The organism is Peptoniphilus sp. KCTC 25270 (assembly GCF_021012875.1).
In the GTDB taxonomy this organism is placed as follows: Bacteria; Bacillota; Clostridia; order Tissierellales; family Peptoniphilaceae; genus JAJMZJ01.
This window is the reverse complement of record NZ_JAJMZJ010000001.1, coordinates 126495-147075: the sequence shown is the minus strand read 5'-3', so window position 1 is coordinate 147075 and position 20581 is coordinate 126495. Positions and strand designations below refer to the sequence as shown.

20 protein-coding genes are annotated in these 20581 nt (G+C 37.6%); 3 read left to right on the top strand and 17 right to left on the bottom strand.

Annotated features, from left to right (window positions below):
• Entirely contained in the window at positions 1–921 is a 921-nt protein-coding gene (gene queG / locus LQU94_RS00725; protein WP_230634195.1) for a tRNA epoxyqueuosine(34) reductase QueG, read from the bottom strand.
• 77 nt (positions 922–998) lie between these two features.
• Between queG and rodA the strand changes: the two genes are divergently transcribed.
• Positions 999–2249, top strand: a complete 1251-nt coding sequence (gene rodA, locus LQU94_RS00720; RefSeq protein WP_230634192.1) for a rod shape-determining protein RodA — start codon at positions 999–1001, stop codon at positions 2247–2249.
• Positions 2250–2315: 66 nt separating this feature from the next.
• On the opposite strand, the gene LQU94_RS00715 is transcribed toward rodA, so the two are convergent.
• The 10 genes from LQU94_RS00715 to LQU94_RS00670 all read right to left on the bottom strand — a co-directional run bounded on the left by LQU94_RS00715 (position 2316) and on the right by LQU94_RS00670 (position 11641).
• The gene (locus LQU94_RS00715) at positions 2316–3290 is read right to left on the bottom strand and encodes a C-terminal binding protein (protein ID WP_230634189.1); all 975 of its coding nucleotides are present in this window, start codon (positions 3288–3290) and stop codon (positions 2316–2318) included.
• 1 nt (position 3291) lies between these two features.
• On the bottom strand, positions 3292–4470 hold the full coding sequence (locus LQU94_RS00710) for a pyridoxal phosphate-dependent aminotransferase (protein ID WP_230634186.1): 1179 nt from the start codon (positions 4468–4470) through the stop codon (positions 3292–3294).
• A gap of 10 nt (positions 4471–4480) precedes the next feature.
• A complete protein-coding gene (locus LQU94_RS00705) occupies positions 4481–5746 on the bottom strand; it encodes a TRAP transporter large permease (RefSeq protein ID WP_230634183.1) in 1266 nt (421 codons plus the stop codon).
• Complete coding sequence (locus LQU94_RS00700; RefSeq protein ID WP_230634180.1) at positions 5740–6240, bottom strand: TRAP transporter small permease; 501 nt, start codon at positions 6238–6240, stop codon at positions 5740–5742. Before LQU94_RS00700 ends, LQU94_RS00705 begins: the two co-directional genes overlap by 7 nt.
• The gene (locus LQU94_RS00695; protein ID WP_230634177.1) at positions 6241–7338 is read right to left on the bottom strand and encodes a TRAP transporter substrate-binding protein; all 1098 of its coding nucleotides are present in this window, start codon (positions 7336–7338) and stop codon (positions 6241–6243) included.
• 178 nt (positions 7339–7516) lie between these two features.
• Positions 7517–8263, bottom strand: coding sequence for a GntR family transcriptional regulator (locus LQU94_RS00690; RefSeq protein WP_230634175.1), 747 nt, complete (start codon positions 8261–8263; stop codon positions 7517–7519).
• Between the two features lie 69 nt (positions 8264–8332).
• Positions 8333–9016, bottom strand: a complete 684-nt coding sequence (locus tag LQU94_RS00685; RefSeq protein WP_230634172.1) for a GntR family transcriptional regulator — start codon at positions 9014–9016, stop codon at positions 8333–8335.
• A gap of 24 nt (positions 9017–9040) precedes the next feature.
• Positions 9041–9964 carry a pseudouridine-5'-phosphate glycosidase gene (locus LQU94_RS00680; protein ID WP_230634168.1) on the bottom strand — a complete coding sequence of 308 codons (924 nt, stop codon included), beginning with the start codon at positions 9962–9964 and terminating at the stop codon, positions 9041–9043.
• Positions 9951–11063 carry a carbohydrate kinase gene (locus LQU94_RS00675; protein WP_230634165.1) on the bottom strand — a complete coding sequence of 371 codons (1113 nt, stop codon included), beginning with the start codon at positions 11061–11063 and terminating at the stop codon, positions 9951–9953. Before LQU94_RS00675 ends, LQU94_RS00680 begins: the two co-directional genes overlap by 14 nt.
• Before the next feature lie 5 nt (positions 11064–11068).
• Entirely contained in the window at positions 11069–11641 is a 573-nt protein-coding gene (locus tag LQU94_RS00670) for a thymidine kinase (protein WP_230634163.1), read from the bottom strand.
• A gap of 121 nt (positions 11642–11762) precedes the next feature.
• Here LQU94_RS00670 and LQU94_RS00665 point away from each other — a divergent pair, with 121 nt between their 5' ends.
• Complete coding sequence (locus LQU94_RS00665) at positions 11763–12479, top strand: ABC transporter ATP-binding protein (protein WP_230634160.1); 717 nt, start codon at positions 11763–11765, stop codon at positions 12477–12479.
• Positions 12472–14058 carry a hypothetical protein gene (locus tag LQU94_RS00660; RefSeq protein WP_230634157.1) on the top strand — a complete coding sequence of 529 codons (1587 nt, stop codon included), beginning with the start codon at positions 12472–12474 and terminating at the stop codon, positions 14056–14058. The genes LQU94_RS00665 and LQU94_RS00660 overlap by 8 nt, the downstream gene beginning before the upstream one ends.
• Before the next feature lie 53 nt (positions 14059–14111).
• Here the strand turns inward: LQU94_RS00660 and LQU94_RS00655 are convergent, their stop codons facing one another.
• Genes LQU94_RS00655 through LQU94_RS00630 form a run of 6 tightly spaced genes read right to left on the bottom strand, consistent with a single transcriptional unit; the run spans position 14112 to position 20518 of the window.
• Entirely contained in the window at positions 14112–14714 is a 603-nt protein-coding gene (locus LQU94_RS00655; protein WP_230634154.1) for a peptidylprolyl isomerase, read from the bottom strand.
• A 10-nt stretch (positions 14715–14724) separates the two neighbouring features.
• Positions 14725–16101 (bottom strand): MATE family efflux transporter, encoded by a 1377-nt coding sequence (locus LQU94_RS00650; RefSeq protein ID WP_230634151.1) that lies wholly within the window; start codon positions 16099–16101, stop codon positions 14725–14727.
• A 3-nt stretch (positions 16102–16104) separates the two neighbouring features.
• On the bottom strand, positions 16105–16755 hold the full coding sequence (locus LQU94_RS00645) for a hemolysin III family protein (RefSeq protein ID WP_230634149.1): 651 nt from the start codon (positions 16753–16755) through the stop codon (positions 16105–16107).
• Positions 16755–17513: a type I methionyl aminopeptidase gene (gene map / locus LQU94_RS00640; protein ID WP_230634146.1), complete on the bottom strand. Its 759-nt coding sequence runs from the start codon at positions 17511–17513 to the stop codon at positions 16755–16757. The genes LQU94_RS00645 and map overlap by 1 nt, the downstream gene beginning before the upstream one ends.
• A 1-nt stretch (position 17514) precedes the next feature.
• Complete coding sequence (locus LQU94_RS00635) at positions 17515–18402, bottom strand: lipopolysaccharide assembly protein LapB (RefSeq protein WP_230634143.1); 888 nt, start codon at positions 18400–18402, stop codon at positions 17515–17517.
• Positions 18403–18442: 40 nt separating this feature from the next.
• The gene (locus LQU94_RS00630; protein WP_230634139.1) at positions 18443–20518 is read right to left on the bottom strand and encodes a heavy metal translocating P-type ATPase; all 2076 of its coding nucleotides are present in this window, start codon (positions 20516–20518) and stop codon (positions 18443–18445) included.
• Positions 20519–20581 lie beyond the last annotated feature (63 nt).

Below are 20581 nucleotides of genomic sequence, written 5' to 3'. Positions count from 1 at the left end.
TTATAACATAGAGTTTTGATTTTTACGGATAATCTGGGCATTTCTTTTCCATAATTTTGGTCCACGCCAAAATCCGCTTAAATGGCCAAATTTTTTCTTACATTCTCGATTGGATAAAGTTTCGATTTCCTCTAAAGAAATTTCCTGAATCAAATTTTCTTCCTGATTCCTCTTTTGAATGTTTCTATTTTGAGGACAAACTTTTTGACAAATATCACAACCATAAAGGGAATTGCCCATAAGTATTTCTTCCCAAACCGTAAGCTCTTCTTTTTTCTGAGTAATCCAAGACCGACATTTTCTAGGATCTACAATCCCTTCTTCTGAAATGGCTCCTCCTGGACAGTTTTCTATACACTTTTGGCACCTTCCACATAGGGAAGGCAACATTTTTTCTTCCATCTTTTTTATTTCTATATTGGTAAGCAAAAGCCCTATGGCCACAAAACTGCCCAAATCTTTATGAATAAAGCTACCATTTTTCCCTCGGCTTCCCCGACCTGTTTTTTCTGCAAAATATCGTTCATAAAGAGGCCCTGTATCTACTTGGAAATAAGATTGATAGGTTTCTCCTATTTTCCCTCGAAGAAATTCGTCCAATTCTTCCAATTGTCTTGTTAGAATTCTATGATAATCTTCCCCCCAAGAAATAGACGCCAATTCCCCCATTTCTTTAGATGGGTTCCCTTTTTCTAATTCATAGGGAATTTGATAAAAAAGCACAAACATCGATTGACACGGAGGAAGAGAAAGAAAAGGATCCACCCGTAAAGCAATATTTTCTTCCTCAATGGAAAGCTGTCGTCCTTCTTCTTTTCTTCTATTCAATAATTCTTTTAAGGAAGGATCTCTATGGGGATGTATTATCGCCAAATCATGGATTCCTATTTTTTTTGACTCTTCTAGAATCATTTCCCACATCTTCTTCCCTCCTCGACTCTTTTTCCATTCTATACTATAATAACATATGAATCCTACATAAATTAGAAAGGTTTGTTATGAAAAACAAAAGATTGCAAAAATTTTCTATAAAAAAAACCGCTTTTCTAACGGGGGTATCAAAAAGACAAGTTGATTTTCAACTGATTCTTCTTTTGATTGCCGTTATCGCCTTGGGAATTTTGATTCTCTCTAGTGCCACCTTAACCTTAGAAAGCAATTCTCACCTTCAAACACAAATCATCGCCACCTTGTTAGGGATGGTTGTTATGTTTGTTCTCATGTATATCGACTATCGACTTTGGAAAAAACTCCACTGGCTTTTGTACGGAATCAGTATTTTGCTTCTTGTAGCTACCCTCATCTTTGGTCACGGAGACACCACTTGGGGAGCAAAATCATGGCTTCGTATTGGTCCTTTGAATTTTCAACCGGCTGAATTTGTAAAAATCTGGTTGGTATTGTGTTTTGCTGGATGGTTGGAAGATCATCAAGAAACCCTGAATCAGCCTATTGTTTTGGTGAAATCCCTCGCTTATGTAGGGATCCCCGTAGGGCTTATTCTATTGCAGCCTGATTTTGGGACCGCCATGGTTTATTTGGTTTTTATTGCCGTTATGCTATTTTTCGCCGACTTGGACTGGAATTATATTTTTGGAGCCATAGGAGCCGTTCTTCTCTCCCTTCCTTTTCTTTATGCTCGATTGGATAATTATCAAAAAGACCGAATCCTAGATTTTATGAAACCAGGAGAAAATATTTCTGGATCCGGTTACCAAGCCTACGAAGGTCGAATCGCCATTGGAAACGGCCGTTTCTTTGGGCGAGGCCTTTATGAAGGAACCCAAACCCAAAACAACTTTATCCCTACAAAAGAAACCGACTTTATCTACCCTGTTTTGGTGGAAGAACTTGGTTTTGTTGGCGGATTCCTCTTGCTTCTTCTCTATGGAGGAATTATCTATAGAATGTTTCACATTTCTCAACTAAGCAAAGATCGAATGGGAAAACTTTTGGTTTTGGGCTATGGAAGTATTTTCATTGTCCACATTTGGGAAAACATCGGTATGACTCTAGGACTTATGCCCGTTACAGGAATCCCCCTTCCCTTTATTAGCTATGGGGGGAGTTTCCAATTGGTAAATTTGGCCATGATTGGATTGATTTTAAGTGTTCGTTTCCACCGTTTCAACAAAAAAGAAAAAGAATCCAATCCTATAGAAGAATGGATTCTTGAAAAATACTATGATATAGGCGACTATTTTGACGACAAACTCCATCGCGAAAGAGTTCGAAGAATGAAAAAATAAAAAGAGAAGACCACCAAAAAAGTGAGTGAGTAAGGTGGTCTTCTCTTTTTTATGGGGGTAAATCGCTTATTTGTTAACTTGAGTAAGAGGCTCTTCCCCGTTAATGACTCTAATTGCTTCTTTTAATGCCCTTTCTCGTAATTCTATAAAGGAATCCTCCGTAAAAAATGCTGCATGAGGAGTAACAATTAGATTTTCACATTGAAAAAGGGGATGCTCCTTTTCTAATGGCTCCGTTTCTGTAACATCAATGGCTGCTCCTGCTATTTTCTTATTCTCTAAAGCCCATAGCAAAGCCTCTTCATCTACCAACGGCCCTCTCCCTGTGTTAATTAGATAGGAAGTTGGTTTCATCTTTTCAAAAACTCCTCTATCAATACAGTGATAGGTGTCTTTATTCAAAGGCAAATTCAAGGTAATAAAATCCGATTCTTTAATCAGAGTATCAAACTCCACCATCTTAACACCTAAGTCATCTACCGACTCTTGTTTTACATAAGGATCATAAGAGATCATATTAAATCCGAAATTTTTAGCCTTTTTCGCTACTAGTTTGGCAATTCTACCCATCCCCACAATTCCCAGCGTCTGAGTAGAAGACCTTCTCATTGGAGGAAACCCGCTCTTTTCATGAACCGATTGAATATCCCAGAGACCAGCCCTTGTGTGATTATTGTAATCTACCACGTGTCTCATAACAGCCAATAAAAGAGCTACTGTAAATTCCGAAACTTCTTCAATACTATAATCAGGAATATTAGAAACCACAATCCCTTTCTTCTTTGCCGCTTCTATATCAATAGAATCAAATCCGATGCCTTGTCTTACTATCACTTTACAGTTTTTTAAGCCTTCAATCCTATCTCCATTGATTTTTTTATCCGCAACAACGATTCCGTCTGCCTCTATAATTTCTGATTGAAACTTTTCCTCTTCTTCATTTGGTATAAACACCAAGTCAATATCTTCATATTTCTCTATAATTTTTTCTTCTATATCAGGGTTCTCTACAATAACACTTGAAAGTACAATCTTTTTCATATTATTCCTCCCGCAACTTGGCTATTGCTTTTGTAATTTTATCTCCCGCTTCGATAATTTCATCCATAGAACGACAATAGGCCAAACGAATATACTGGCCATTTTTTGAACCAAATGAACTACCTGGCACAACTACAACCCCTGCTTCTTCCATTAAGTAAGAAGCCATTTCTTTATCTGTCATTCCTGTAGCAGAAATCTCTGGATATAAATAAAACGCACCTTCTGGTTTAGCCAATTTGAATTCTGGAATCTGACTTAGCTTTTCGTAGAGAACTTCCCCACGTTTTCTAAATTCCTCTACCATTTTATCAATAAAGCTATCCGCCTTATCAAAAGCTGCTACAGCACCCCATTGAGCAAAAGCCGTCGCGCAAGTTGATAAGTTTTGATGCACCTTGTTAATGTACTTAACCATTTCTGAAGGTCCTAATACATAGGCAATTCTCCAGCCGGTCATAGAAAATGATTTTGAAGTAGACTTTACAACAAGAGTTCTTTCAAACATCTCTGGTAAAGTTGCAATAGACACAAACTCTTCTCCGTAAACAAACTCATCATAACATTCGTCAGAAATAACCAACAAATCATATTTGATTGCAATATCAGCAATTTTTTGCAGATTTTCTTTGGATAAAATATACCCTGCCGGATTACTTGGAGAATTTATCATTAAAACTTTCGTTTTCTCTGTAATCCTCTTTTCTATTTCTTTAGGATCCAACTCCCAATTATTTTCAATACTTAAAGGAACATCGAGGATATTCACTCCTGCAATAATCGCCTGTTCTGTGTAGGCAGAGAAATAGGGGGTCGGGATAATAATTTCTTCCCCAAAATTCATATAGGATAAAATTATGCTAGAAATCGCTTCACAAGCACCTGCTGTAATGGCAATCTCACTTTCATAATCGTACTCCAATCCAAATCTTCTTCGCTCTTTCTCACAAATCGCACGTCTTAGTTCCTCTACCCCATTGATGTCGGTATAGTGCACTTCCCCTCTATCTAGCGCTTCTTTTACAGCTTCTTTGGCAATCTGGGGAGAGTCAAAATCTGGCCTTCCAATTTCCATATGTATAATTCTCTTTCCAGAAGCCTCCAATTTATTGGCATGAGAAAAAATTTCATACAAACCGCCAAAATTCATCTCTTTCATTCTATCGTTATAACTTCTCATAAAAACCTCCTTATACCAACATTAAAGACAATTGAGGAACGAAAGTTACTAATAGCAAAACAGCTATTATTATAGCGATCAAACCCCAAATCCATTTTGCAATTCGATCCATTGATTGATTTGAAATTGCTGAAGCAATAAATAGGTTCGCCCCGTAAGGCGGTGTAATAAAACCAATTGCCAAATTTATTGTCATGATAATTCCAAAATGTATCGGGTTCACTCCTAAGGCAACGACTACTGGTAAAAATATTGGAGCTAAAATTGTGCAACTTGAAATATTGTCGATAAACATTCCTACTACCAACAAGAAAACATTAATTAACAATAGGATTACAATTTTATTTTCAGAGAATCCTAGAATCATATTTGCTACTGTACCTGGAACTTGTTCCATTGTTAGTAAGAAGGCAAATCCCGCGGATAAACCAATTAGAAAAGAAGTTGCTCCTGCAATCATAAATGTATCATTCAAACAGTCGTATAATTCTTTCTTTCCTATTTCTTTGTAAATAAATGTCCCTATAAACCAAGTATATACACAAGAAATGGCCGCCGCTTCTGTGGGTGTAAAATAACCAGAATAAATCCCACCTAGAATAATAATCGGGCTCAACAATGCCCAAAATCCTTCTTTGAAAGCTGCTACCACATCCCCAAAAGATGCTTTTTCAGTATTCCCTTTCCATCCAAATTTATTGGAAACAATATAGTTGTAAACCATAATTGCAACGCCCATTAAAATTCCTGGCAAAATCCCCGCCTTAAACATATCGCCTATTGATGTATTGGTAACTACACCATAAATAACAAATGGAATAGACGGAGGAATTACTACCCCTATCGTTCCAGTAGCCGCTGCTAAAGCACCTGAATATCCTCGATCATAGCCTCTAGCTTCCATCTCTGGTATCATGAATCCGCCAATAGCTGAGACTGTTGCAGGCCCCGAACCAGAAATTGCCGCAAAAAACATACTTGTCAAAGTTGTTACAGCACCCATGCCACCAGTCATATGCCCAACCAAAGTGTCTGCTAAGTGCAATAATCTTTTAGATATACCGCCGTATCTCATGAAATTTCCCGCCAACATAAAGAATGGTATTGCCATTAAAGTAAAAGAATCCAAACCTGTAAAAGCCGTTTGGGCAATCATAGCAGAATCTATATTGGTCGTTAGTATAACAGCTAGTAAAGTAGATAACCCTAAAGAAATCCCTATGGGCAAAGAAATAGAAACAAACACTGCCAACAAGATAAATAATAGTATTAACATTTGTTTCCTCCTTCTACATAAGCCCCATTATAAGCTTCAAACAGTTTTTTCATTTTTTGAATCAAACGAATACTCATCAGAGCACAGCCAATAGGAACGGATGCATAAGCCCAACCCATTGGAATCTGCATTGCTGGCGAAAACTGCCCGCTACCTAAAATAAAGCGCGTCACTAATGTTCCCTTTGTTGCTAGCCACAAGGAGAAAATTAACCAAACACAAGTAACGATTAATTCCATTTTTATGCGACTTTTCCCTTCAAATTTATCTCGAATAAATTCAATACGTAAATGAGAATCTGTTTTTACCGCATAAGATGCACCTAACCATATTTGCCACAGCATCACATATCTTGTAACCTCTTCAGTCCACGGTAGCGACCAACCTACAAATCTAGCCAATACTTGTAAGGTAATGATAAGTACCATAAATACTAAAGATGCCAGACCAAAATACTTTTCTAGATTTTCATCCAAGAATCTCAATATTTTCATCTATTTATCTCCTTCCTCAAGGTCTTCATATCCTTTATACAATTCTTTTCCTTCCCCTTCATATTGACGAGCCAACTCCACCAAGTCTTTTCCATCAGCATATTGCTTGTAGAAATCCTCATACACATCAGATGCACTCTCAATAAAAGCATTTTTTTCTTCTGGAGTTAATTCCACCAAATTCATTCCATTTGATTTCGCTTCTTCTAGATATTCCTCTTCCATTTTTTCAGAAATATAGCGTTCATATAAAACAGCTTCTCTACCACATTCATTTACTAACTGTCGATCTTCCTCAGACAAACTTTCCATAAATTGTTGTCCAACGATTAGAGGACCATATGCGTAAAAATGCCCTGTTAAAGATAGCGTGTCTTGAACTTCATAAAAACGGGAAGAAATTGTAATTTGCAAAGGATTTTCTTGAGCATCTACAGCTCCTTGTTGAAGACCTGTGAAAACTTCTGAAAAATTCATCGGCGTCGGACTTGCTCCCCAGGCAATAAAAGAATCAATATGGATTGGATTTTCCATTGTACGAATTTTAATCCCTTTTAAGTCCTCCGGCTTTTTAATCTCGATCCCATTTGTCGTGATATATCGATAACCTGTATCGCAATAGCCTAAACTATGAATGCCTAAATCGCTCAAATATGTATCCAGCCTACCACCCAATTCATTATCGAAAGCCATGAAAGCGTCTTCCTTTTCTTTATACAAAAAAGGCAAGTCACTTACCATGAATCTAGGTTCAAATCCAGCTATGGCACCAGCTCCTGGTAAACTTCCCGTTAAATATCCTAGCGCCACACTTTCTATACTTTGACGATCTCCTCCCAACTGTCCATTCGGGTACACTCGAACATCAAATTTGTTGCCAGAACGTTCTTCTAATAGTTCTTTGAACTTTAGACACCCTAAATCTATAGGCGTCCCTTCCGCCGCAACATGTCCAATCCTTACTACAATCTCATCCTCGTTCACTTGGCTTAAATTGCTTCTTTCTTTTGCAAAAATCCCAGCGACTACAAGCAAACAAAGAAGGAGAGATATTGATAACGATTTCACAACACTTTTAACTTTTCCATTCGCCTTCATACATTACCTCCTTCATAATAATATGTATACGTTATATTTTCCCTTTCCCTAGAAAAACTAACATATAATCAGATTTTTTAACAATTTGTTGTTTTCTCTCTTAATAATAAGTATACATATTATTTTTCTTTTTGCAAGTTTAATAAATAAAAAAAGCTTATCTTTTACGATAAGCTTTTTATTCACTCCATGTATGCTCAAAAAAATTAATTTTTTGATTTAATAATTTCATTAATGTTTCATTCTTCACACAATACAAATGCTGGGCCATCATATTTTCCGCCAAGGTAGAATTTCGCGTTTTTATCATTTCAATAATCGCTTTGTGCTCTTCATTTGTCTTCCCAGAACGTAATATTGTATCCGCTAAATAGTTATATCTGTAAAATTTTTCATTTACTTTTTTTAACTCTACTTGAATTAATTCATTTTTGGATGCTTTGCTAATTAAATCATGAAAATTTACATCTGCCATCAAGATTTTTTCTTTATCCAGAACATCTTTTGACACTTCTCGATTGTGTTCTCTCCACTCCTTTTCTAGAGCTTCTATATCTTCTTTTGTCCAATTCTGTGTTGCTAAACGAATGGAGACCATTTCTAAGGCCTCCCGTAAGTCAAAGATCTTTAGATAATGATCTACGGATAATTTTGAAACCAAATTTCCTTTGGTTTTATGAAATTCTATAAATCCTTCATTGGTCAATTGTTGAATTGCACTTCGTATGGGAGTCCTACTGATTTCCAATCGCTCTGTCAATTCTTTCTCTCGAATTGGTTGCCCTGGCAAAAGTTTCAGGGTCAATATTTCATCTTTTATTATGTTAAACGCAACGGCTGATAACTGGCTATTTTTTGACTGAAACCTACTCATACTTCCTCCAATCATAACAATTCCACTATGAATTATTATATCTAATTTCACTTTGTTTTTCTACCTCTAATCTTCTTCTTGTACTTAAATAAATAGACCCCAGGAAATCCTGGGGCCTATTTATTGGGGGTTGTCTTGGTATTTCACCAATTCTATATTTGTGAGATTTTCGTAAATTTCTTCTTTCACTGTAGCCAAATGTTGACGCATCATATTTTCTGCTAAAAAACAGTTCCGTGTTCGAATCATATCTAAAATTGCTTGATGTTCACCACGATTTTTGAATTGCCTCTTCATTTTATTGGCTAAATAGTTGTAACGAAAGAAGTGATCAATAATGATGCTTAAGCCTCCATATAAAATTTCATTTCCACCAATTTTTGCAATGGATTTATGGAAATTCATATCTTTTAAGAACAGGCTTACATTGTCTGTAGATTCTATCATTTCTTCTTCATTGTTATGGATGTATTTTTCTTCTATTTCTAGCAAATCTTTTGTTTCCCATTTTTTCGTTGCTGCTATAACAGAGGAATACTCAAAGGCTTCTCGCACTTGAAATATTTTTTCAAAATGCTCCACAGACATATCGGCCACGACATTTCCTTTGATGGGGTCTTGCTTTATAAATCCATAAGATAATAATTTTTGAATGGCTGTCCGTACGGGGGTTCGACTTATATTTAATCGAGAGCTTACTTCGACTTCTTTTACAGGTTGATTGGGGGCCAACTCCAAAGTCATAATCTCTCTTAGCAAAATATCATATGCTTCTTGTGATAAATTGTTTTTATTCTCTCCCACAATACTTCTCCTATTTATAAACTTTTACAAGGATTTTGCGATTTCTGCTCCTAGTCTTGTATTGTTTAGAACCAATGCGATGTTCGATTCCAAAGAATCCCCGCCGGTTGCTTCCAAAACTCGGCTCAACAAAAATGGCGTGCTTTCTTTCCCGTGGATTCCTTGTTTTTTTGCATCTTCAACGGCTTCTGCAATGGCTTTTTCAATGACTTCTTCGTCCATCGCATCTTCCTTTGGAATTGGATTGGCTACCAATACGCCGCCTTCTAAGCCCAATTCCCATTTGGTTCGAATGGATTTTGCCATTTCTTCTGGGCTATCGTAACGATAATCTAATTTGTGGCCACTTTTTTGTGTAAAGAACGCGGGCATTTCATCGGTTTTGTAGCCCAATACAGGAACGCCAAAAGTTTCTAAATATTCTAAAGTCAATCCAATGTCTAAAATGGATTTGCATCCAGCACAAACTACGGCGATATCCGTTCCTGCTAATTCTTGTAAGTCACGAGAGATATCGAAGGTTTCTTGGGCGCCTCTATGAACGCCACCGATTCCTCCTGTTACCAAAATTGGAATCCCGGCCAAACGAGCTGTAATAATGGATGTGGCAACCGTTGTGGCCCCATTTAATCCATTGGCCACAACGTGGGCATAGTCTCTACGGCTGGATTTAATTACATCTTTTGATGTGGCCATAAATTCCAACTCTTCTGCTGTTAAGCCGACTTTTATACGACCGTTAATAATCGCTGTTGTCGCTGGGACAACGCCTGTTTCTCTTAAAATTTCTTCACAAGCTTTGGCCGTTTCTAAGTTTTTTGGATAAGGCATCCCGTGAGAAATAATCGTAGATTCTAAAGCCACCACTGGTTTGCCTGAATCCAAAGCTTCTTTTACTTCTGGATGAATATCCATATATTTATCTTTCAAAATCTCAAATGATTTCATAGTTAACCTCTTTTTTCTCTCTTTCCAATTCTTCTTCTGTTACGGAAGTCAAATGGCTGTTGTTACTTTGAATAATTAATCGACTTGCTGCCATGGCATTCTTAAAAATGTCTATAATTTCCAAATCACGAATCAATCCATGAACCATAATTGCACAGAAAGCATCTCCTGCTCCTGTAACATTTACGATATTTAAATTTTTTGAATAGAAATGGTAAGATTCTTCTTCCCGAAGAATAAAAGCTCCATCAGATCCTGCTGTAATTACAACTGTACCAACGCCTTTTTCTCGCAAAACACGACCTGCTTTTATAATGTCTGAATTGCTACTAATGGAAACCCCTGCCAATACAGAGGCTTCATGTTGGTTGCATTTCAAGACGTCAATTTTATCTAAACAATCAGCAAGTCTTGGAGCTTTTGCAGAAGATACGGCATCGACCACTTTTAGAGCCTTTACATTCTCTACCAAAAATTCCAATGTTTTCTTCGATAAATTGGCTTCAAATACAGCCACAGATGCTTCATTTAAGAAGTTAATTTTTGAATGTAGCAATTTAGGAGTAATTTTATTGGTAATGCTCATATCGTTGATTCCACTTAACATTTCCCCTTGCTGATCCATAAGAACCAAGTAGGTTCCTGTTGTTTCTTCAGGGAATTGTAGAGAATGAGTCATTTGTAAAAATTTATTTTTCTCTCTTAAAATATATTGGCTTCTTGCATCTCCCCCATAAGGCACAATCAATTCTGTCATTACCTTCATAGAAGATAAATTTGAGGCAATGTTAAAGCCTACGCCACCGGCAGACATGGTAATTTCTCCTGGATTGGAATCATCCATTAACATGGGGGCATGAGATTTTCCAACAATGTCTACATTGGCTCCTCCAACAACTACAACAAATTTTTCGTTTGGATGTTGGCTCGTATCTGGCAACAAATATCCTCTACCTAAAATAATCCCCTTGGCTGTCATATTGGAAATATGCACAGCAACAGAAGAGCGAGCCGTTCCTAAAGCGTCGGCAATTTCTTGTTGGGTAATATAAGGATTCGAACGAATCATCTTCATTATTCTTTTTTCACTTGGCGTCATCGAAGTCATTCCCCTTTTAATTTCAAATTATAACAAACACGGCATAAAGGCTCATATTTTTCTGTTGCACCGATTACGACTCTTTCCTCTTCTTTTGTCGTTCGATGGCTTATCCAAGCATCCGCTCCACAAGAAGCACAAACGGCGTGGTGTTTTTCTACATAATCAGCCCTTGCCATAATTTCTTTAACAAGATCAAATGGATTGGTTTCAAAATCCATATCCAATCCAGCGCACACAACGGTTTTTCCGCAGTCTAGGTATTTATTAAAAACAGCCAATACTTCCTCTACAGAACCACCTAAAAATTGAACCTCATCTACTGCAATTACATCGGCTTTTTCTCTTTCTGCAATTTCATCCAAAGCCGCCACCGTATCGACAGAATACGCATCAATTTCTTCGTTGTCATGACTTTTTATGGCGTCTCGATTGTTACGATTGTCAATCGATGGCTTAAAGACCAAAGTATGATATCCCGCAATTCGAAACCGCTTTATTTCACGCTCAAGACTTGATGTTTTTCCTGAAAACATACTTCCTGTATGCAATAATAACTTCCCTTTGTATTGGTGCATTTTGTCCTCCACATTTATTATAATAATTCAAACTTATTTATGTCAATATCATTTCCAACGATTGTTTATCTCTTAGTAATATTTTTCTTCCTATGCTATAATAGCAGAAAAGGGGGTTTTTATGTTAAAGATTGAAAATTTAGTTAAATATTACGGAGAGAAAAAAATTCTCCACGAAATTGATTTTTCTTTAGAATCTGGGGATATTTGTGCATTTATCGGCGCCAATGGCGCAGGAAAAACAACTACTATAAAGTCAATTGTTGGACTCATTCCCTTTGACGGGGGACAAATTTTTGTCAACGGTATGGATGTAGAAAAAGAAAGTGTAGAAACAAAGAAAATTTTGTCCTACGTTCCAGACAATCCAGAACTTTATGGCTTTATGCGTGGTATTGATTATCTAAATTTTATTGGCGATATTTTTTCTCTTCCCTATGAAGTTCGCAAGGAAAAAATCGAAACCTACGGACAGGCCTTTGGAATCTATGATCGTTTGGGAGAAAGCATCGATTCCTATAGCCATGGTATGCAACAAAAAATTGCTTTGATTGGCGCCTTGATCCACAGCCCAAAACTGATTCTTCTAGATGAACCTTTTGTTGGTTTGGATCCTTTGGCTACACGATTTGTCCGTGAAGAATTCCGTCGTTTGGCAAAGGAAGAGGGCGTTACCATCCTCTTCTCTACCCACGTTTTGGAAGTGGCAGAAAAACTTTGTAACAAAGTAGCCATTATAAAAAACGGTTCCCTCGTTTTATTTGGGAATACGGAAGACGTTCTTTCTGAAGTGTCTCTTGAAGATTTATTTGTACAGAGGATGAGCGACAATGAATAATCTTTCTACTTTAATCCGTTTGGAAATCAAACGAAATCTCGCCACACTAACGAAGAAAAACAAAGCCTTTTCTATTTTTATCTACATCCTTATGTTATTTTCTTCTCTATCTTTAGGCATCTTTGTTCCTATGTTCACATTAGGTTATGCAGTAGGGTTAGAAGATTCCACCGCTCCATCGGCAAGTTTGGATATATCCACAGAAATTTTCTATGCTGCTGGCGATTTGCATCTTCTCTCCATTTTAATTATTGCCATTCTTTTTGGCTTTTTTATGGGGAAAAATACTTTTTTTAACTCCTTTGATCAGGATACTTTATGGGCCTTACCTGTAGAAAAAATGGAAATCTTCTTATCCAAATACATTGGATTTGTCCTTACCATGATTCTTCCTACTTTTCTATATACCATTCCTACTTTGGTCTGCGTTTATTTTGGAAAGTCCCATATCGCCCCTATTTTCTTCCATTTGTTTTTAACCACTGCTGGCGGTTTGGGAGGATTGGCCTTTGGAATGTTCATCCGCTTATTATTTATCTTTCTTCTCTCAAAGTTCCACCTCTCTAGATGGGGTGTATCTTTGATCCGAATGTTGTTTATGTTGGTTTTCTTTGTTGTTTATTTCCAACAGGCTTTTAGCGGATTCCAAGGAGTGGGAGATTTTTATCTCAATCATGTTCATTCCATCCCTATTTTCCAGTTGGCTTCTAAAACTTTCACCGGAAGCTACATCTATCTTTTGTTCTTCTTCCTTTTTGCTGTAATTTTTATGGGGCTATTATTCTTCCTCCTAAAGGAAAAATATCATATCCTCAACGAAAAATCTGCTTCACAGAAAAAAGCAAAAAAAGTAAATACAAAAGACCTCCGAGTGCAAAAGCCTTTTGTGGCTTTGGTAAAAAAAGAAATTTCTCTTTATTGGAGCAATAGCGCCATTGTAGCCAATACATTTATTTCTGTATTTTTTATGTTGATTCTAGCCGCTCTTACCTTTGTTCCTTCTCTGAAAAACTTCGCTTTAGAAGAAATGACCTTTGGCTATTTAACAAAAGACACCCTTGTTTTTTTCGCTATGTTTTTCCTTGTGGGAACGGCAAATATCTCTTGTTTCCAATTTAGTCTAGAAAGTCGCATGGCCTATAACACCTATGTTCTTCCCCTTTCTGGGCAGAAAATTTTCTTAGCAAAATTAACCTCTGGACTTGTGCAGGTGTTTCCCGTCTTCCTTCTTTCCTTTGTCTTGGTTATGATTTCTCTAAAGCCATCCCCAAGCTATCTACCGCTTATTTTCTTTGGCCCACTTTTTTATATGATCTTTAACAACGGACTCGGGCTATTTTTCGACTTAACCTTCGCTAATTATACTTGGGACGACCCAAAACAATTGGCAAAACAATCCAAACAAGCCTTCTTTACCGGATTCGGGAATTTAATTTTGTCCGCGATTATCCTTCTTATTGGATATCAAATGATACAATTTTTCCCTTATCTATTCTGTTTATTGGTAACATTACTAATGCTTGTTGCGGATATTGTGCTTCTTTTATTAGTAAAAGATACAACAATCTATCACAATTAAAACCACAAAAAAAGGTAGGAGATCCTAAGATTTCCTACCTTTTCTTTTTCTTTTTATTTGTATTCTCTTAAATACGCTTTTTCAATAACTACATCTTCCAATGGTTTGTCCATGGAATTGCGTTCCACTTGTGCAATTTTTTCCACAACGTCCATTCCTTCTACCACATGACCAAAAACCGTGTGTTTTCCGTCTAGCCAGAAAGCGCCACCATGTTCTCTATACGCGTCTACTACATCTTGAGAATACCCTTGGCCTTCTCCCAATTTTTCCATTTGTCCCAAAATATCATTTGAAACTTCCGCTCCTTGAACAATGAAAAATTGGCTTCCATTTGTATTTGGTCCCGCATTTGCCATAGATAAAGCACCTACCAGGTTGCGATAGTTTACGTCAAACTCGTCTTCAAATTTTGCACCGTAAATGCTTTCGCCACCGCGGCCAGATCCGGTTGGATCGCCCCCTTGAATCATAAAATCTGGAATCACACGATGGAAAATAATTCCGTTGTAATATCCTCTTTCAATTAATGTTGTAAAATTTTCTACGGTTCTTGGTGCCGCTTCTGGAAACAAACGAAATACAATTTCCCCGTGATTTGTTTCCAATACAGCTACTTGTTCTCCTACTGCTGGTTTTTCCAATTGTTTTAACATAATTTCTCCTTTACACTTCCTGACGACTTACATATCGATCCATATGAATTCGGAATCCTTCGGTTCGTTTTCCGATTCCTCGATAAAATCCATAAATTCCGATTCCTTTTAATATACTCGTAATACTCATAGCCCACCAAATTCCGGTAATTCCCAAGAATGGCATTAGGGCAAAAGCCATAGGAATTCGCATAATATTTAAGACAACAGCCACTATAGCAGGATAGCGAGTCAGCCCTAACCCATTCATTGCACCACTAGTTACAATTTCCATGGTCATTAAAAATTGGCTTAAACTAATAATTCTTAAATATCTTCCTCCTTCGTAAATGGTATTTGCATCATGGGGCACAAAAATTCGATACAAATCTTCGGCGCCAAAGAAAAGCAAGAAGGAGGCCAAAATTCCTATGGTTCCAATAATCTTTACTCCTGTTAGATACCCTCTGTGAATCCGATCGTAACATTTCTTGCCATAGTTTTGGCCGATAAATGCCGAAACCGCAGCAGCAAACCCCTCGGCACTCATCCAAGAAATGGATTCGATTTGCGCACCAATGGAATATACGGCAATATAAGTAGATCCGAAAGAGGCGATTTGTCGGTTAAGAATCACTCCAACAATGGCGTGAACCATGGATTGAAGACAGGCAGGAACTCCCAATTTTATAATATCTAGGAAATTTTTCCGATAAAAAGAAAAAAATTTCGCAGTGGTTAAAATCGATTTTTTCGACACAAGCAAATATAAGAAAATAATAAAAGCCATAAGTTGTGCCAAAACCGTTGCCCACGCGGCTCCTGCTACTCCCATTTTAGGAAAAAATCCAATTCCAAAAATCAAAAGAGGATCCATTATCATATTAAAAAGCAAAGAAAGAGTCGAAACTTTGAAAGGCGTCACGGAATTTCCGTTGGTTACAAAAATCGCTGAAAGCATAGGATTGAAAAAGGTAAAGACCAACCCCAAGGACATGATTTTCAAATAGGATTCTGCCAAAGCTCCTACGGTTTCATCCAATCCATAAAATCCAATCAAAAGGTCTCGTCCAAAAAAGAAAAGCGCCGTAATGATTGCACAGAATAAAAAATTGGCCTGAAACCCTGCGGCGACAACTTTTTTCGCCTCTTCTTCATCTCCTTTTCCTAAAGCTTGGCTTAATTCTACAGACATTCCTGTTTTTGAAATCAACATAATCGCATGGGCAAGCCAAACAAAAATACTAATTCCCCCAACAGCCGCTACAGCCTCTGTGGAAAGACGTCCCAGCCAAAGAGTATCTACAAATCCATAGGTCATTTCTACGAAAGAAATGCCCATTAACGGCAGTGCCAAACGAAAAAGGACCTTTCCAATAGGCCCTTCTAATAAGTTCAAATTTTTCATACATCACCCCAGTGCATAAAGCTGTAAAATCCCCGAATAGTGAACGATGGATCCGGCCAGTACAAAAATATGCCAGATTCCATGATGATAGGGGATTTTTTTATTGGAATAAAAGAAGGTCCCTATTGTATAAAAAACTCCCCCTACTGCAAGCAAAATCAAAAATTGAATAGAGGTATTTTCAATAATAGGCTTGGCCATTAAAATTGCCATCCAGCCTAGAGATAAATACAAAAATAGAGAAATTCTTTTTGTGGTATCAAATCGATTAAAGGTAAAAATCTTAAATCCGATTCCAAACAAAGCAATGGCCCACACAGCTACAATCATAGCGATTCGAAAAATTCCTTGGAAACTTAGGATGATAATGGGCGTATAGGACCCGGCAATAAATAGAAAAATCGCTCCGTGATCAAACACCCGCAAAATCCTCTTTGGTCTTTCTTTTTGAATGGTGTGATAAATCGCACTGGCTAAGTATAGGAAAATAAAAGAACCACCATAGATAGAAAAGGACGCAATCTTCCCTGGGTTATGATCTTTGATTCCGAAATACAATAAGAATACCAATCCTACAATTCCAATGGGCACGCCAATCCAATGGCTAATGGCGTTAAAACATTCATCGTGACCTTTTCTTCTTGGTAAATTCATTAAGCTCCCTCTCCCTGTTCTGTTAAAATAATGGGCCCGTCTGCTGTAATGGCCAAGGTATGTTCATATTGACAAGATAAGGATCCATCCGCTGTACGAGCGGTCCATTCGTTATCATCCATAGAAATTTTCCATGTTCCTACGTTGATCATAGGTTCAATGGTAAATACCATTCCCTCTTGAATTCGAACGCCTCGTCCTGGTTTTCCATAATGGCAAACTTGTGGATCTTCGTGCATATCTTTTCCAATGCCGTGTCCTACGAAATTTCGCACAACAGAATATCCCTTAGACTCCGCATATTCTTGAATGGCATGTCCAATATCTCCTAGACGATTCCCTACTTTTGCTTGCTCGATTCCTCTATACAAACATTCTTTGGTTACATCCATCAGCTCCTTTGCTTCGGCAGAAATTTCTCCTACGGCATAGGACCAAGCACTATCCGCTAAATATCCATCCACATTTACAACCATGTCAATGGTAACAATATCTCCTTCTTTTAGAGGTTTTTTTCTAGGAAACCCGTGACAGATTTCGTCATTTACAGATGCACAAATACTGTAAGGGAATCCTTCATATCCTTTTTGTTCTGGCCATCCCCCGCGAGAAGTAATAAATTCTTCTACAAATTTATCCAACTCCATTGTTGTAACCCCTGGTTTGATTTCTTTGCGCAAAGCTTTATGCACTTCTACCAAAAGATCAGCAGCCACTTGCATCTTTTCAATTTCTTGCTTAGTTTTTATAACGATCAAATTAGACCTCCCGGCTTATTTCCATTAAATCTGTATCTCTTCTAGCCCATAATAACGCATCCGGAAGAATTCGCACGGCTTCTTTCAAATCTTCCAAAGCCTTTTTTTCTTCTCCCAAACGCACCTTAGAACAGGCCCGATTGTAAAATAAATTCACACTTTCTAAATCCAACTCAATCCCTTGGGTCAAAATTTCTATGGCTTTTTCTGGCTTCCCTAACTCCAAATAAATGGCAGAAGCATTCAAATAATAAGCCGGATCCCAAGGATTGCTTTCGATGGCTTTATAATAGGCCTCTAAAGATTTTTCCCAATGGTTCAATCTCTGTTCAATCACGCCCAAATTATAAAGAGCTTTATCGTAATACGGATTGATTTCCAAAGATTTCTTCACCATCTCCAAAGCCTTTTCATAGTCTCCTTCTTCTTCATAACAAGAAGACAAATCACTATAGACTACATTATCCCATGGATCGATGGTTAAACATTGGAGAAACAATTCCTTCGCCTTTTCTCGATCTCCCAGACGATCCCATACCAAAGCCTGGTAATAATAGGCGTTTTTGTATTTTGGATCCAAGGCGATGGCTTTTCGGTAATATTCTAAAGAAGTATAAAAATTTTCCTCTTCTCTTTCGTTGAGAATCCCCAAAGCATAATATGCACCCGGTTCTTCTGATATTTTTAATATCTTCTCATAACATTCTTCCGCTTTATCTAACGCTTCCTCTTGCCAATACAAATCGCCCAGCTCAAATAAAATTTCCACTTGTTCCTCTTTGTCTTTAGCAAGTTTTAAGGCCCTTTTTAAGGCTTGAAAGGCTCGAGGTATGTCATTGTCTATTAAAAATTTTTCGTAAATAATACGATAATTGTTTACTCGATTCATCCAAACGCCCCCTAGAACCTATTATAGCACAGGGAGAATTTTACAGACTAGGAGTTTTCCAACGAAGAAGACTGGTTGCATAGGCCACAGCCAAAAGAGCCACGCCAACATCGGCAAAAACAGCCAACCAGAGGGAAGTTATTCCCAATAAACTTAAAATCATAATTAAAATCTTTGCTCCCAAAGCAAAATAAATATTTCCATAGGTGACTTTTTTTGTTTCTTTCGCCAGGGAAATCAAAGTAGGAATTTTTCCAATATCATCCTGTAACAAAATAATATCACTAGAAGAAATCGCCATATCGCTTCCTTGAGTTCCCATAGCAATACCCACATCGGCCCGAGCCAAAACGGGAGCGTCATTGATTCCATCTCCAATATAGGCAAGGTGTTTCCCCTTAGAAAGCTCTTCTTCCAAATGGAATAATTTCTCCTCGGGCATCAAACCCCCATAGGCTTTATCAATGGGAATTTTCTTAGCAAAATCTTGGACCAAAGCGTCGTTATCCCCTGAATATAAGAACGTAGAAATTTTATTTTTCCTCAACCATACAAGAGATTTCTCTACTCCCGATTTTATCCGGTCCGATAACAATATTTCTCCCAAAAGCGTCTCTCCCTGAACAACGAGCACCCGCGTCTTTTGGCTTTTTTCTAAAGGATTTTCTATGGAAAATTCTTCCAATATTTTTTCATTTCCCACCAAAATTCTTCCTTGAGAAGTTTCGGCAACGATTCCCTTTCCAGCAAAATCCTTATGACTCTCTACGTTATAAGCCTCCCCAAGGGGATATTCCATAATGGCTTTTCCAATGGGATGGTTGGAGAAAATTTCTCCTGATTTTGCCGCAGAAAACAACGCCTCTTCTGTTCCTGTCAAACATCGGATTTCATCAATATAAAATTTCCCATCGGTTAAAGTCCCCGTTTTATCAAAGGCAATGCCATCCATTTCAGCCATAAGTTCCATACGGTCTCCGCCACGAATGAAAATCCCTTCTTTCGATGCGCGGCCGATTCCCGCATACATACTAAGAGGCACGGACAATACCAAAGCACAAGGACAAGAAATAATCAAAAAAGTACAAGCACGATAAATCCAAGGAGAAAATTCCGATTGCAAAATGATAGGAATTAAAAATCCAATCACCGCTGCAATGCCTACAACAATTGGCGTATAAATTTTCGCAAATCGAGTAATCCATCGCTCAACTCGGGCTTTCTCCATCGTCGATTGATCCACCATTTCTTGAATTTTTGCCATAGTGGAATTTTCTCGACTTTTTTCTACTAAAATTTCCAACGTTCCATCCACCGCAATGGATCCCGCCAAAATTTTTTCTCCCACTCCAGTTTCTATAGGCCGTGATTCTCCCGTAATGGCTTGATTGTTGATTAAGCTTTCACCTTTTTGAACCATTCCGTCAATAGGAACATTCTCTCCCGGCTTTATTAAAATTTTATCTCCCACTTGAAGTTCCTCTGGATCCACTTCCATCCAGTTCTCATTTCTCCAAACATGGGCATAGGATTGGTCCGTTTCCAAAAGATTGGCGATGGATTTTTTTGAACGCTCTACCGCCATATCCTGTAAAGCCTCTCCAATACGATAAAAAATCATAACCGCCAAAGCTTCCAAATATTCCCCCACAAAAAAAGCCCCAAAACTCGCAATAGACATTAAAAAATTTTCGTCAAAAAAATCTCCCGTACGAATTTTGGACAGAGATTCTCTATAGACAGAAAATCCTACATAAATCAAAAGAACTCCATAGAAAGCCATAGCTAAAGTTTCCTTGGAAACAAATATACGGATTCCCACAACGGCTAGGGCTACGAGAAATAATTCCAAAAGAGTTCCTTTTAATTCCTCCCCTGGAGATTCCTCTTCCTCTATATTTTTTTCCTTAGAAACGAAAATGCCCGCCTCTACAGAATCACAAATCTCTTGAATGGTTACCGTTAAATCCTCATCTGATTTTTGTTCCACTACCATTCTCGTTTTCGCAAAATCCAAAACGGCATCCTCTACCCCTTGGATTTTCTGAATTTTATCTTCAATTTTTGCCCCACAATTGGCGCAACCCAAATGATTTAAATAATAGATCTGTTTCATTTTTTCCTCCAAACATATGAACGTTTACTCATATGTTGATTATATAAATTTCTTATTTTTTTG

Coding starts and splice junctions, on each gene's coding strand:
- LQU94_RS00715 (WP_230634189.1), bottom strand. CDS start 3,290: ATGAAAAAGATTGTACTTTCAAGTGTTATTGTAGAGAACCCTGATATA.
- LQU94_RS00670 (WP_230634163.1), bottom strand. CDS start 11,641: ATGCACCAATACAAAGGGAAGTTATTATTGCATACAGGAAGTATGTTT.
- LQU94_RS00655 (WP_230634154.1), bottom strand. CDS start 14,714: ATGTTAAAACAATTGGAAAAACCAGCAGTAGGAGAACAAGTAGCTGTA.
- LQU94_RS00700 (WP_230634180.1), bottom strand. CDS start 6,240: ATGAAAATATTGAGATTCTTGGATGAAAATCTAGAAAAGTATTTTGGT.
- queG (WP_230634195.1), bottom strand. CDS start 921: ATGTGGGAAATGATTCTAGAAGAGTCAAAAAAAATAGGAATCCATGAT.
- LQU94_RS00650 (WP_230634151.1), bottom strand. CDS start 16,101: ATGAAAAATTTGAACTTATTAGAAGGGCCTATTGGAAAGGTCCTTTTT.
- LQU94_RS00630 (WP_230634139.1), bottom strand. CDS start 20,518: ATGAAACAGATCTATTATTTAAATCATTTGGGTTGCGCCAATTGTGGG.
- LQU94_RS00635 (WP_230634143.1), bottom strand. CDS start 18,402: ATGAATCGAGTAAACAATTATCGTATTATTTACGAAAAATTTTTAATA.
- LQU94_RS00675 (WP_230634165.1), bottom strand. CDS start 11,063: ATGACGCCAAGTGAAAAAAGAATAATGAAGATGATTCGTTCGAATCCT.
- LQU94_RS00705 (WP_230634183.1), bottom strand. CDS start 5,746: ATGTTAATACTATTATTTATCTTGTTGGCAGTGTTTGTTTCTATTTCT.
- LQU94_RS00645 (WP_230634149.1), bottom strand. CDS start 16,755: ATGAATTTACCAAGAAGAAAAGGTCACGATGAATGTTTTAACGCCATT.
- LQU94_RS00710 (WP_230634186.1), bottom strand. CDS start 4,470: ATGAGAAGTTATAACGATAGAATGAAAGAGATGAATTTTGGCGGTTTG.
- rodA (WP_230634192.1), top strand. CDS start 999: ATGAAAAACAAAAGATTGCAAAAATTTTCTATAAAAAAAACCGCTTTT.
- LQU94_RS00660 (WP_230634157.1), top strand. CDS start 12,472: ATGAATAATCTTTCTACTTTAATCCGTTTGGAAATCAAACGAAATCTC.
- LQU94_RS00665 (WP_230634160.1), top strand. CDS start 11,763: ATGTTAAAGATTGAAAATTTAGTTAAATATTACGGAGAGAAAAAAATT.
- LQU94_RS00680 (WP_230634168.1), bottom strand. CDS start 9,964: ATGAAATCATTTGAGATTTTGAAAGATAAATATATGGATATTCATCCA.
- LQU94_RS00695 (WP_230634177.1), bottom strand. CDS start 7,338: ATGAAGGCGAATGGAAAAGTTAAAAGTGTTGTGAAATCGTTATCAATA.